A 13,186-nucleotide genomic window follows, 5' to 3' on the forward strand; every position below is an offset into this window, starting at 1 on the left:
TTATTGAAATGATGGAAATCATCAGAATAATCCCGGAAAATACCGGGATCTTTAGAAATCAAAGCCTGGTGGCTGAGAAAACTCCCGTTCTCGCCATCGGCTGATGAAAATAAATCAGCGGACCCTAAATATGACAAGTGAGGAATGGTATCATAAAGGAAACCAATATCGAAAGCAGCAAGACTGGCAACATGCTATGAATTGTTATCTTGAAGCTATAGAATTAGATCCGGAAAGTCCTGCCAAAGACGCAATCAGGATGCTGGATGATATTCTGAACTTTTATTGTAAAGACTACTACAATCCCTGAACAAAATCATTAAACTACAGATCAGTCTATATGATCAGGTCTCCAATATTGCCTTTGTCATCAACGGAAAAGGTAAAAGGTAATCTGCTTTCATTTGTTACGATCTGCTTCAATCGAAAATCAAGCAAACATCTAATAAAGAATAAAAGATGAAAATTAAAGGAGCTATTGTGGTGAATACCGATCGCTGTAAAGGCTGCGCATTATGTGTGCAAACCTGCCCCAACGGTGTTATCGCCATTGCAAAAAAAAGAGTTAACGTACATGGCTATCCTTATGTGGAGCCGCAACTGGACAAAGATTGCATCGGTTGCTGCAGTTGTGCCATTGTATGTCCGGATGCATGTATCACTGTATACAGGAAAAAAGTGGAGACTTATTAATAATGGAAGAAAAACAAGAAGTAACCCTCATGAAGGGAAACGAGGCATTGGCCCGCGCTGCTATTCGTTGTGGGACAGATGGATTTTTCGGATATCCTATCACACCTCAAAGTGAAATCATCGAAACACTCGCCCTGTTGAAACCTTGGGAAACAACCGGTATGGTTGTCCTTCAAGCCGAAAGTGAAGTGGCAGCCATCAATATGGTCTATGGTGGAGCAGGCTCTGGAAAAAGGGTAATGACGACCTCTTCAAGTCCTGGCATCGCCCTCATGCAGGAAGGTATAGCCTATATGGCAGGAGCCGAGATACCTGGAGTATTCGTGAATGTACAGCGTGGCGGTCCTGGCTTAGGAACCATCCAACCTTCACAGAGTGACTATTTCCAGGCAACAAGAGGTGGTGGAAACGGTGACTACAATACCATCGTATTAGCTCCGGCCTCAGTGCAGGAAATGGCAGACTTTGTAGATCTGGCATTTGTACTCGCTTTCCGTTACCGCAATCCGGCAATGATCCTGAGCGACGGTGTCATCGGGCAAATGATGGAGAAAGTTATTCTGCCTCCTTTCAAAGCCCGTAAAACCGAAGAACAAATTCGAAAGGAATGTCCTTGGGCTACGATAGGAAGGACACTTGACAGAAAACCCAATATCCTCACTTCTCTGGAATTGAAACCTGAGATCATGGAGCAGCGCAATCTGTCGATGCAAAAGAAATACCAGACCATCAGAGAAAAGGAAGTCAGGTTTGACACCCAGCAGACGGACGATGCGGACTATATCATCGTCGCTTTCGGAAGTGCGGCTAGAATTGGAGAAAAAGCCATAGAACTCGCCCGTGAGCAAGGCATCAAAGCCGGATTATTCCGCCCTATTACACTTTGGCCTTTCCCTTCAAAACAACTCTGTAAGGTTGCCGAAGGAAAGAAGGGCATTCTGGTAGCAGAAATCAATGCCGGACAAATGGTGCAAGACGTCAGACTGGCCATCAATGGTGTCCTGCCTGTAGAACATTTCGGAAGACTGGGAGGAATAGTCCCTGAGCCTGAAGAAATTGTGAATGCCTTGAAAACAAAATTGATTGAAAAGGAAAAATAATATGGATACATCGATTATATCGCCAGAAAACTTGGTTTACACAAAACCAAAGTTGATGAACGACAACACCATGCACTATTGCCCAGGATGTTCCCACGGAGTCGTGCACAAACTCGTTGCCGAAGTCATCGCAGATATGGGCATGGAAGAGAAAACTGTAGGAATATGCCCTGTAGGATGTGCGGTATTTGCTTACCGCTATCTCGATATTGACTGGCAGGAAGCTGCTCACGGCAGAGCACCAGCCCTGGCTACTGCAGTGAAAAGACTTTGGCCGGACAGACTGGTCTTCACTTATCAAGGTGATGGGGATCTGGCTTGCATCGGTACAGCCGAGACCTTACACGCATTGAACCGTGGAGAAAATATCACCATCGTCTTCATCAATAACGCAATCTACGGAATGACAGGAGGACAGATGGCCCCAACCACACTTATAGGACAAAAAACTTCCACGTGCCCTTATGGCAGGGATCCTATTCTGCATGGTTATCCTCTGAAGATCACTGAACTGGCTGCCCAATTAGAAGGCACCTGCTATGTCACACGTCAGAGTGTGGAAACTGCCGGAGCCATCATCAAAGCCAAGAGAGCTATCAGGAAAGCATTCGAAGCTTCAATGGCCAAAAAAGGTTCTTCCCTTGTAGAGATCGTAAGTACTTGCAGTAGTGGATGGAAACTGAAGCCCGCTGAAGCAAACAAGTGGATGGAAGACCACATGTTTCCTTTTTATCCCAAAGGTGATTTGAAAGATACAATAGACAAATAGATATGAATCCCTTAGATATGGCAAAAGGACTCATTCCAAGAAAAGGGTGAGTGACTTTTGCCATCACAAGGATAATTGATAAAGAAAATGAAAAAGGAAATTATTATCAGCGGTTTTGGAGGCCAGGGCGTTCTCTCTATGGGTAAGATACTGGCTTATTCAGGATTAATGGAAGGCAAGGAAGTGACTTGGATGCCGGCCTATGGCCCTGAACAAAGAGGAGGAACAGCCAATGTGACCGTCATTGTCAGTGACAGTCGGATATCCTCCCCTATTCTCAGTCGTTATGACATCGCCATTGTCCTCAATCAACCGTCTCTGAATAAATTTCAGCCCAAAGTAAAACCTGGAGGTGTCCTCATCTATGACGGATATGGTATCATCGATCTCCCTTCACGGAAGGATATCAGCGTCTACCGTATTAATGCCATGGATAAAGCGGCAGAGATGAAGAACGCTCATGTTTTCAACATGGTCGTTCTCGGCGGACTCCTCAAAGTTTGTCCGATGATCACTCCTGACGGACTGCAAAAGGCCTTGTACAAGACTCTTCCTGAGAGGCATTACAATCTGATCCCGCTCAACATGAAAGCTGTTGAGGCAGGCAAGGAGATCATCACAAAAATGCAATGACCAGAAAATGATTTGAAGATCCGGCTAATTGCCGGTTTCATCTGAAATAATCAAAGGGTTCACTTTTCGGGAGTGAACCCTTTATTGTTTTCTTGTCCCAAACCCTACCGGCTATCACTTCCTTGTCACAGGATAACAATGAGACAAGAACTGAAAAAGGAATGAGACGTCATCCCCTATCGTTTTCCTATAACCTTAATGGATTATTGTTTTTTTTCGTATCTTTGCATAATGGAAAAAGGATAACGCTTCCAACAGATCGATTTCTGTTCGATCCCGTTCGAACTCCGGGAACTGACCGGACCAAAGGAATCAAAAAAGAAGGACTAAAATGCAGCAGCAGTATCGGGATTTCCATTGACAAACGAGTAAGTAGTCATTATAATGGCTCAAATTACCCTTATCATTTAAACAAATAAATCACCACAAAATGTCAAAAACAACACTCTATCTTACGATTGCCATATTCTTCATCCTCTTCATTGGTTTGGTCTGGTTCGGACTGAGATCCTATCTGGATATGAAGAAGCACAAGCGTCTTAGTGAACAGGCCCGCAAGGAAAGACTGGAAAAGATGAAGCAAGACCTAAAGAACAGAATATAAATTTTCTAAAAAATGGAACCTAAGGATAAACAACCTTTAAATCATGAAATCAAGGATATCCCTGTCCTGCTCTTGACAGGATATCTGGGGAGTGGAAAGACCACCTTACTCAACCGTATTCTGAAGAATGAACAAGGCATCAAATTTGCCGTCATTGTCAACGATATTGGAGAGGTAAACATCGACGCAGAACTCATTCAGCATGGAGGAATTGTAGGACAGGACGAGAAGAGCCTCGTTGCCCTGCAGAACGGCTGCATCTGTTGTACACTCAGGATGGACCTCATCCAGCAACTCTGCGACATCGCCAATACCGGTCAGTTTGACTATATCGTCATTGAAGCCAGTGGAATATGTGAACCTGCCCCGATTGCTCAGACCATCTGCTCCATTCCTGACTTTGCCCCTGATCTGATCAAGAAAGGGAAGCCAGTCCTTGACTGCATCGTATCTGTCGTCGATGCTGTCCGGTTGAAGAAAGAATTCGACAATGGGCATGCCCTGGAGAACAGTCACATCGCCGAAGATGACCTCGAGAACCTGGTCATCCAGCAAATTGAGTTTTGTAATCTCATCCTTCTCAATAAAGCTTCGGAAATCAGCACTGAAGACCAGAACCTCATCAAGGCGGTCATCCACTCCATCCAGCCTGAAGCAGAGATCATCCCCTGCGATTATTGCGATGTACCAATCTCCCAACTCATCCATACGCACAAGTTCAATTTTGATAAGGCTGCCAATTCCGCTACATGGATCAAGGCACTGGAGGGCAGCAATGATGAGAATCCTTCATGCGAAACCCAGCAGACTCAAAACAAATCTGAGGGAGAAAAGGAAGAATATGGCATCACGACCTTTGTGTATCAGCGCCGCCCGGCTTTCAATCTCGGCAAATTTGACGAATTCATTTCCAGCCGTCTGATGAAAAAAGTGATTCGCTGTAAGGGAATTTGCTGGTTTTATGATGAACCCGACAACTGCTACCTATTCGAACAAGCCGGATCACAGATCACCCTCAAAAATGTCGGTCAATGGTATGCGACCATGCCCAAGGAGGAACTCCTGCAACAACTTCAACAGGATGATAACCTGCGCCGGGACTGGGATGAGAAATATGGTGACAGAATGATCAAACTCGTCTTTATCGGACAGGACCTTGACCGGAAAGCATTTGAAGGCGCCTTGGATAAATGCATTGAAAAACCTGAGGACCTCCAGTATACTGTCAGAAAAGCAACGACTGAAGATTGCCAACTTATCCATAATATGGCAGAGCAGGTCTTTCCCAAGACCTATAAAAAAATCCTTTCACCAGAACAAAACGATTACATGATGGATTGGATGTATTCACTTCCGAACATCTATCGGCAGATGACAGAACAGCAGCATACTTATCTTCTTCTGTATGTCAAAGGTGAACCTGCAGGATACGTGTCCTTCCAACCGGATGGTAAGAACACCTATCATCTTCAAAAACTCTATGTTCTCCCCAAATACCAAGGACTTCACTTAGGGGGACAACTCTTCAACGAAGCCTTGAAGTACATCAAGAAAGTAAATCAAGTTCCTTGCCGGGTAGAACTCAATGTCAACCGGTCCAATCCAGCCGTCGGATTCTACCTCCACATGGGAATGAAGAAAATCAAAGAGGGAGATTTCCCCATAGGCCACGGCTTCTACATGAATGATTATATCATGGGTATCGACATATGAAAACCGTATAGGCAGTATTCCGTATCTGCCTATTCTCATCAGTAGTCATGCCTTGGACAGAAAGAGATCAATTCGAAAAAAGAGAAATACGGGACTTTTTAATTTAAGGTAAAATGAACAGGAAAACAGTATTGAGCATCCTATTTCTAATAGGATTTATGACGAACAGCGCGTTCGCTCAGTCTTTGGAAGTTGTAGCACGTATCATGCCCCCGGATCCTGACATGTCAGGCATTGCGGTCACAGGCGGACGTGTTTTTCTCGGATTTCCAAGACATGCGGACAACCACAAAGGTTGCGCATTGGCAGAATTGAAAAACGGCAAACTCATTCCTTTTCCAAATAAGGAAATGACTTATCCTTCAAATCGTCCTTACAAAGATTGGTTGGTTTCTCCTCACGGCATGACAACAGACAGCAAAGGGAATATCTGGGTAGTAGACGATGGAAAACGAGCAGGTATAGACGGCATCCCTGAAGGTGCAGCTAAAGTTGTTTGCTTTGCGACCAGCGGTAAGGTCTTGGCTTCCATTCCAATCTCGACACCGGTCCTGAGGCAGGACATGCATCTGAACGACCTGCGGGTAGACCTGAAACACGGAAAGAAGGGAACAGTCTATATTGCCAATTCTTCTTTCGGGACGACACCGTCGTTGCTGGTCGTAGATATAGCCTCCGGAAAATCCAGAGAGGTTTTGGAAAATCATTATTCCACAGGTATACAGAAAGGTTATGTCGCATTTCTGGAAGGCGAAGCCAGAGCTTACCACCCAAATAACATTACCTTGCCCTCAGGAGGTGCCGACGGCATAGCCCTCATAGGCAACAGACTCTTCTGGACTTCCATTACAGGCCGGGGCTTGTACAGCATCTCTACTGATTCCTTATCAGATTTCTCAATCTCTGAAGGTGACTTGGAACGTGTCGTTCGCTATGAAGGAGACCGTCCTTCCTGCGACGGACTCGCAGAAGACTCAGATGGAAATATTTATTTCTCAGCTTATGAGCAAATGGCACTCGTCAAACGTACACCCGATGGCCAGTTTAAAACGATTGTCCGCGACAAGAGGTTAGGTTGGCCCGACGGATTGGCCTGCACTTCTGACGGTTATCTATATGCGACTGTCGGACAGTGGAACAGACTGCCGGGATTCAATGGAGGAAAAGACCTCAGACGCCCACCGTATCTGGTAGTTCGCGTCAAACTCAAATAGAATAGCAAATATTGCAGGATAATTTACTGACGGCTGCATGCAAAGGAACAGTTCCTTTCCATGCAGCTTTTTTGTGTAAAATCCTTTGTGCTCAGTTAAGACCATGATGGTTCTATTGGAAGAGTTATCCTTTTCTTATCAGGTTTGTCATTCATTTAAATGCAATATTCTTTTTGTGTTTCACCCACATAATGGGATTGAGGTCCATGCAGAGAATCACGAAACCGAATCATTATCAATAGAATATCAAATCCATCAGATATTTAACAGAAAAAAAGGTTCTCCCGAATAAACTTTCCCGCTTCCATTACGTCAAAGCAAATGAACAAAAAATATATGAACTCTGAATTAAAAAACTCTATCATTATGAAAAAGTTTCTTTTGACTTTTGCAGCCCTCTTATCCATGACTATGGTTATGGCACAAGGTGAAAACGGCTACGGGCGTAAAGCGCCTCAACAGATGACATCTGAGGAAATGCTCTCCCAGATGACAAATAAATTGAATCTGAACAAAGAGCAGAAAAACAAAGTTGAAGCTTTGAACAAGGAATACCAAGACTTGTTCCAGAGACCTGATTTTGGAAAACTCCAAGGGAGGAACGGCAATGGTTCTTCCGACACAAATGGACGGCCTCAGATGACTGATGAGATGAAAGCTCAAATGAAGGAGCGCATGTCCAGAAGACAGGACTATGAAAAGAAGTTGAAAGGCATTCTTTCTGACAGCCAATATCAGACTTATCAGCAGATGATGCCTAAGCGTGGCCATGGCGGCATGGGAGGACACAACCATCAGAGACAATCTCCAGATAATCAATAGGTAAAGTTGGCTACCGCTCCTCTTCTATCCCGGCAGTAACCGCAGCGACAGTGCAAGAGAAATCTTTCAAACGACTCTTACCTGCTTAAAACAGAGGGATACTTCTTAACTTTCTAAATGAAATCAGGAGTGGACTCATCTACAGTCTACTCCTGATCTTTTTATTTCACCCCAAGCCTCCCTCGAATAACCTGATTTGACTTCACTTGAAATGAAGTCGTGCCCAAAAGTTAAATATTACTTATTCAACCGTGAATAGGATATATTTTGTTACTTTTGTATATTAAAACAATAGATAGTTAAGAATTATGAAGCAAGCATTCGCTATCATTATGCTATGCCTTCCTCTGTCCATGGAGGCTAAGGCTGTCGAGGTGTGTAAACCGTTATTGGAAAACACGGAATGGCGTTCTTCAAATGATACTGTAAGAACCCAAGACGGAACAAACAATTCTGATTGGACCATTCCTGACCAACAGAACAACCAGACCAGTTCTTCTTCTCAGAAGTCCAGCAAAAAAGCGCCCGAGAAAAAACCGGTCAAGCAACAGCTACCCGTCAAACTGAAAGAGGATCCCAAATATCTTTCGGGAGCTGTACCGACAGACAAGAAGGGAAAAGTGGTATTCACTTTGGATGAAAATATACCCGGACGCAGCAAGAAAGAAATTTATGATTCCGTATACCAATATTTGAATCAACTGACTAAAGGGAAAGACGAGTTGGAAGGCAGTCGTGTAGCTTTGGTGAGCAACAGCAAAGGGATCATAGCCGCTACCGTCAGAGAATGGATGGTTTTCAGAAACACCTTTATCTCTTTGGATCGGACAAAGTTTCTGTATACGATCATTGCCAAATGCAGTGACAATCACTTGCACATGACGCTCAGCCGGATCAGTTATAGTTATGAAGAAGGCCGCCCCGGAGGTTTCAATGCCCCTGCAGAAGAGATCATTTCAGATAAATATGCCCTGACCAAGAAAAAGAATGATTTAGCCAGAATGTACGGCAAATTCAGGAAAGGAACGATTGACCGGAAAGACGAGATTTTCAAGCAAGTCACCGCTATGTTCCAGGAAAAGGAAGAACAGAAAAGTGAATAACCCATTAAGAACTAAGGATTCATAATATGGAAAATCCCAATCAAGAGCAGAACCAGTTCAAACACCTGCGGAGACTCAAACCCATCCGGGAAGACAGGACACCTTTGTTCAAATTCAGGAATATCCTGAATATCATCTTCATGATCCTTGCAGTTGTGGGAGTTTGCTTCTATCTCTTCAGCCATATGAAGACCTTTGCCATTATCCTGATGCTTGCGGCTGTGGCCGTGAAATTTATTGAAGTCTTACTTCGACTCTTTCATAAATGAGAAAACTTATCTTGGCTCTATTTCTGATTTGTACTGCGATACCTATTTCGGCACAGGTCAATTCCGACGATAATTATAATAATCAGAACAATTATAATAATCAGAACAATAATTCAATACAGGGAATCGATGCAAACGGGGATGTCACTAACATGAATAACCGTAATCGCAACCGGAAAGATTCTCTGGGAAGCGAGAAAGAGATTCCCAAAGGCATACATGTATGGACGGTAGATGAGCGATTCGGTGACCGTACTGCGGCAGAAGTGGATACGATGTCCTATATGTATATGAACTCGACATTCACGAGTGGGTTACGCGGTGAATACAATACTTTGGGGAACCTCGGCTCTCCGCGTATCGCCCGGATATTTATTGACCGCCCCGAACCTGACCAGTTTATCTTTACCCAACCTTATGATTTCCTTGTCAGACCTGTAGGACTGCAGCATTTCACCAACACCTACTCGCCCATCACCAACGTGACCCTCAATGAATGTGGTAACCGGACAAACGGAGAAGACGATTTCAAGGCGCTCTTTGCCGTCAATGCAGGCAAGAAAATCGGAGTGGGATTCCGCTTCGATTACAAATACGGGAGGGGCTATTACCAGAATCAGAGTACTTCCCATTTCGGTTATACGACCTGGGCTTCCTATATCGGTGACCAGTATCAGGCACATCTCCTCATCTCCCTCAACCACCAGAAAGTTGCGGAAAACGGGGGAATCACGAACGATGACTACATTACGCATCCTGAGACTTTCAACGAAGATTACGAGACGGACGAAATACCGACAGTACTGCAACAGAACTGGAACAGGAACGACAATCAGCATATCTTCTTCACCCATAGATACAGCATCGGATTCAGTCGTACTGTGCCGATGACCCCTGAAGAGATCAAAGCCAAGAAATTTGCCATCGCTTCGAAAAAAGAAAATGAAGCGCTCAAGAATGAAAAAGAAGAGCAGGACAAGGCCAAACAGGAAGGCCGTCACTTCGACAAAAAGGCTTATGACAAAGCTCAGAACGAGATGACGAAAGGTCGACCTGAGAATGCCAAGATAGCCGGAAACGAACCGGCAGCCGTAAACTCAAAAGATTCCACAAGTCGGATAGCTGTCAATGGGAAGGCAGCCTCTGACAGTCTTTTGGCGAAGGCGAAGAAAACGGAAGAAGATACTTCTTGGACCAAAAAAGAATACGTGCCGGTAACGAGTTTTATACATACTGTAAAATTTGATAACTACCGCCGCATCTACCAGGCCTACCAGACACCGGATCAATATTATCTCAACACTTATTCGGCAAAAGAGAAATTCAATGTCGGTGATTCCATCTATGACGTGACACGTCATTTTGAACTCAAGAACACTTTTGCCATTGCCTTGCTCGAAGGCTTCAACAAGTATGCCAAAGCCGGACTGAAGGCTTTCGTCAGTTATGATTTCAGACATTTCCAACTCCCCGACTCTGTCGGAACCGGCAGGAGCACATATAATGAACACACATTAAGCGTAGGCGGACAACTGAGCAAGACGCAAGGCAGTCTGCTGCACTACAATCTAACTGCTGAGATCGGCGTTGCAGGCGAAGATGCCCAGAACCTATTACTGGACGGCAAGGCAGATCTGAACTTTAAATTGTTCGGAGATACAGTCCAGTTAGCTGCCAACGGCTTCTTTCATCGCACGAACCCCACCTTCTATTTCAGGCATTACCATTCCCGCCACTTATGGTGGGATAATGACGACCTTGACAAGATCATCCACAGCAGGCTGATGGGTGATTTCACGATCAAGAAGACGAAGACCAAGTTTCGGATCGGCTATGATAACCTGCAGAATTACACCTACTTCGTGCAATCTTACAATATCGTCAAATCGGGCGATGACTATACCCGAACCGGAAACGATGTAAGCGTAAAGCAGAAAGGTGGAAATATGAGTCTTATCACGGCACAACTCTTCCAAGATTTCCAATACCGGATCCTGCATTGGGACAACGTCCTGACATTCCAAAAGTCCTCGGATGACAACACCCTCCCCGTACCTACTCTGAATATCTATACCAATCTGTACATTCATTTCAAAATCGCACGGGTGCTCGACACAGATTTGGGTGTTGACGTGAATTACTTCACCTCTTATTATGCACCTGATTACAGTCCGGCCATAGGACAGTTCACAGTGCAAGACCAAAACAATCAAAGGGTGAAGGTAGGCAACTATCCCATGCTTGATGCGTATATCAACTTCCACCTGAAGCATACGCGTTTCTTTGCGATGTACAGCCACCTGAATGGGAAAAGCGGGAACAAGGAATATTTCTATACCCCTCATTATCCGCTGAATCCGATGATCTTCCGTTTCGGTGTGAGTTGGAATTTCTTCAATTAATGCCCTGAAAAGAGCATCCGGGTATCTTTCCCCGGACCTACAGGACCACAACCGACTGACGTCAGGATCAACATAACCTGCCGGGCAGGTTGAGAACAACTATAGATCAGTTGTCCCGAAGCTTTGACAACCTGGACCGGATAACCTGAAAACAAGATCAGAAAAGATTGTATTATGAATGAATCAGATATAAAGACCAATTCTTTTAAAGCTTGGATTCTGGCTGCACGCCCCAAGACCCTTTCGGGGGCTGCCGTACCAGTGATGATCGGTACTGCGTTTGCTTGGAGGGATGCCGGAGTTGACTATTTCCAAATCTTACCTGCCATATTGTGCTTTCTATTTGCCTTCATCATGCAAATCGATGCCAATTTCATCAATGATTACTTCGACGGCTTGAAAGGCAACGACGACCGCGCTACGCGACTGGGCCCCAAGAGAGCCTGCTCAGAAGGTTGGATCACTCTGCCGAGGATGCGGACAGGAATTGTGATCACTACCCTTTTGGCCTGTGCGACCGGTCTTCCCCTTATCTTTTTCGGCGGGATGTGGATGATTGCCATAGGCGTACTCTGCGTCCTCTTCTGTTTCCTCTATACCACAAAGTTATCCTATTTGGGACTCGGTGATTTGTTGGTTCTCCTCTTCTTCGGAATAGTACCGGTATGTTTCACCTATTTTCTGGACCTGCCTATCCAATTTCAACAGATCACTTGGGAAATCTTATTCGCTTCCATAGCCTGCGGACTGGTTGTCGACAGCCTGCTCATCGTCAACAATTACCGTGACCGTGACAATGACAAGAGAGATGGAAAAATGACACTTGTCGTCAAGATCGGAGCAAAGAATGCTGAACGACTGTATCTGGTCGACGGTTTGGTTGCCTTACTGATCATGGTTGCTATTTTGGCCAACTACACATCCGGTCATTATTTTCAGGAATGGAAAGTGGTCCTCTCCATTGCGCTTCTTATCCTTTACGGTACGCTGCATTACAATACCTATCTGAGGATGAAAAAACTCAATCATGGCAAAGAACTTAACAGAATTCTGGGCATGAATGCCCGGAATATGTTCTTGTTCGGGCTGATCGTTGCCTTCAGTGTGATCCTTATCTGAGAAAGCACCAAAACGCAGGTACCATACAACTCTTGACGGATCTCAGAAAAGCAGATCCCGCTATTTTCGCCTATAACGACGATCCATCAAATACCGATAACATTATGCAACAACAAGTCAGTTTAGATCTAATGGAATTTATCGAGACACAGATACTGCCCCGCTACAACCAGTTCGGAAAGAGCCATGGTCTGGAGCATGTGACACGTGTCATCCAAAATAGTCTGGCCTTATCCAGAACGACCGGAACCAATATCGATATGGTCTATACGATAGCCGCCTATCATGACTTGGGAATGATAGGACCTCGGGCTATTCACCACATCACAGGAGGAAAGATCCTCGCAAGCGATGCACGGTTGAAGAAGTGGTTCACACCTGAACAAATCAAAGTGATGAAAGAAGCCGTAGAAGACCATAGGGCATCGATGAGTCGGGCTCCGAGAAGTCTCTATGGAAAAATCATTGCCGAAGCAGACCGGGATCTGGAACCTGAGGTCGTATTCCGCCGGGCTATCGAATACGAACTGGAGAACGATCCCCAGAAAAGCGAAGAAGAACAATGGCAGGACTTTCTAGGGCATATGAACGAAAAGTACTCCCGCAATGGGTACATACATCTATGGATTCCCGGCAGTTCCAACGAGAAGAACCTGAAGATCATCCACAACATCATCGATGACCCTGCCCAACTCCGAAAAATATTCAATAGAATATTTGGAAAATTAAAACAGAATGAGTAACT

Annotated in this window: 15 protein-coding genes and 1 pseudogene; 15 read left to right on the plus strand and 1 reads right to left on the minus strand. The window is 44.7% G+C overall.

From position 1 onward, the window contains the following. The first annotated feature begins 130 nt into the window (after positions 1 to 130). The 13 genes and pseudogenes from NG821_RS02175 (at position 131) to NG821_RS02235 (ending at position 11,322) form a co-directional block, all read left to right on the plus strand. Entirely contained in the window at positions 131 to 310 is a 180-nt protein-coding gene (locus tag NG821_RS02175) for a tetratricopeptide repeat protein (RefSeq protein ID WP_252760023.1), read from the plus strand. Between the two features lie 149 nt (positions 311 to 459). Beyond that, on the plus strand, positions 460 to 693 hold the full coding sequence (locus NG821_RS02180; RefSeq protein ID WP_252760024.1) for a 4Fe-4S binding protein: 234 nt from the start codon (positions 460 to 462) through the stop codon (positions 691 to 693). 2 nt (positions 694 to 695) lie between these two features. Further along, complete coding sequence (locus NG821_RS02185) at positions 696 to 1,793, plus strand: 3-methyl-2-oxobutanoate dehydrogenase subunit VorB (RefSeq protein WP_252760025.1); 1,098 nt, start codon at positions 696 to 698, stop codon at positions 1,791 to 1,793. A 1-nt stretch (position 1,794) separates the two neighbouring features. Then, positions 1,795 to 2,562 (plus strand): thiamine pyrophosphate-dependent enzyme, encoded by a 768-nt coding sequence (locus NG821_RS02190; RefSeq protein ID WP_252760026.1) that lies wholly within the window; start codon positions 1,795 to 1,797, stop codon positions 2,560 to 2,562. A gap of 87 nt (positions 2,563 to 2,649) precedes the next feature. After that, entirely contained in the window at positions 2,650 to 3,195 is a 546-nt protein-coding gene (locus tag NG821_RS02195) for a 2-oxoacid:acceptor oxidoreductase family protein (protein ID WP_252760027.1), read from the plus strand. A 430-nt stretch (positions 3,196 to 3,625) separates the two neighbouring features. Beyond that, on the plus strand, positions 3,626 to 3,799 hold the full coding sequence (locus NG821_RS02200; RefSeq protein WP_252760028.1) for a hypothetical protein: 174 nt from the start codon (positions 3,626 to 3,628) through the stop codon (positions 3,797 to 3,799). A 12-nt stretch (positions 3,800 to 3,811) separates the two neighbouring features. Further along, positions 3,812 to 4,996, plus strand: a pseudogene (locus NG821_RS02205) (GTP-binding protein); the annotation flags it as partial. Positions 4,997 to 5,131: 135 nt separating this feature from the next. Further along, positions 5,132 to 5,512: a GNAT family N-acetyltransferase gene (locus NG821_RS02210; RefSeq protein ID WP_394802050.1), complete on the plus strand. Its 381-nt coding sequence runs from the start codon at positions 5,132 to 5,134 to the stop codon at positions 5,510 to 5,512. A gap of 113 nt (positions 5,513 to 5,625) precedes the next feature. Next, on the plus strand, positions 5,626 to 6,726 hold the full coding sequence (locus NG821_RS02215; RefSeq protein ID WP_252760029.1) for a major royal jelly family protein: 1,101 nt from the start codon (positions 5,626 to 5,628) through the stop codon (positions 6,724 to 6,726). Positions 6,727 to 7,092: 366 nt separating this feature from the next. Continuing rightward, positions 7,093 to 7,548, plus strand: a complete 456-nt coding sequence (locus tag NG821_RS02220; RefSeq protein ID WP_252760030.1) for a DUF4890 domain-containing protein — start codon at positions 7,093 to 7,095, stop codon at positions 7,546 to 7,548. A 308-nt stretch (positions 7,549 to 7,856) separates the two neighbouring features. Next, the gene (locus tag NG821_RS02225; protein WP_252760031.1) at positions 7,857 to 8,651 is read left to right on the plus strand and encodes a DUF4468 domain-containing protein; all 795 of its coding nucleotides are present in this window, start codon (positions 7,857 to 7,859) and stop codon (positions 8,649 to 8,651) included. A gap of 26 nt (positions 8,652 to 8,677) precedes the next feature. Next, entirely contained in the window at positions 8,678 to 8,920 is a 243-nt protein-coding gene (locus tag NG821_RS02230) for a mechanosensitive ion channel protein MscS (RefSeq protein ID WP_252760032.1), read from the plus strand. Beyond that, positions 8,917 to 11,322: a putative porin gene (locus NG821_RS02235; protein ID WP_252760033.1), complete on the plus strand. Its 2,406-nt coding sequence runs from the start codon at positions 8,917 to 8,919 to the stop codon at positions 11,320 to 11,322. Before NG821_RS02230 ends, NG821_RS02235 begins: the two co-directional genes overlap by 4 nt. Here NG821_RS02235 and NG821_RS02240 read toward each other — a convergent pair. Continuing rightward, positions 11,319 to 11,477, minus strand: coding sequence for a hypothetical protein (locus NG821_RS02240; RefSeq protein ID WP_252760034.1), 159 nt, complete (start codon positions 11,475 to 11,477; stop codon positions 11,319 to 11,321). The genes NG821_RS02235 and NG821_RS02240 overlap by 4 nt on opposite strands. A 19-nt stretch (positions 11,478 to 11,496) precedes the next feature. Here NG821_RS02240 and menA point away from each other — a divergent pair, with 19 nt between their 5' ends. Continuing rightward, a complete protein-coding gene (gene menA, locus NG821_RS02245) occupies positions 11,497 to 12,441 on the plus strand; it encodes a 1,4-dihydroxy-2-naphthoate octaprenyltransferase (protein WP_252760035.1) in 945 nt (314 codons plus the stop codon). Positions 12,442 to 12,545: 104 nt separating this feature from the next. After that, positions 12,546 to 13,184, plus strand: a complete 639-nt coding sequence (locus NG821_RS02250; RefSeq protein WP_252760036.1) for an HD domain-containing protein — start codon at positions 12,546 to 12,548, stop codon at positions 13,182 to 13,184. The last annotated feature ends 2 nt before the right edge of the window (positions 13,185 to 13,186 follow it).

Source organism: Segatella cerevisiae (assembly GCF_024054555.1).
In the GTDB taxonomy this organism is placed as follows: Bacteria; Bacteroidota; Bacteroidia; order Bacteroidales; family Bacteroidaceae; genus Prevotella; species Prevotella cerevisiae.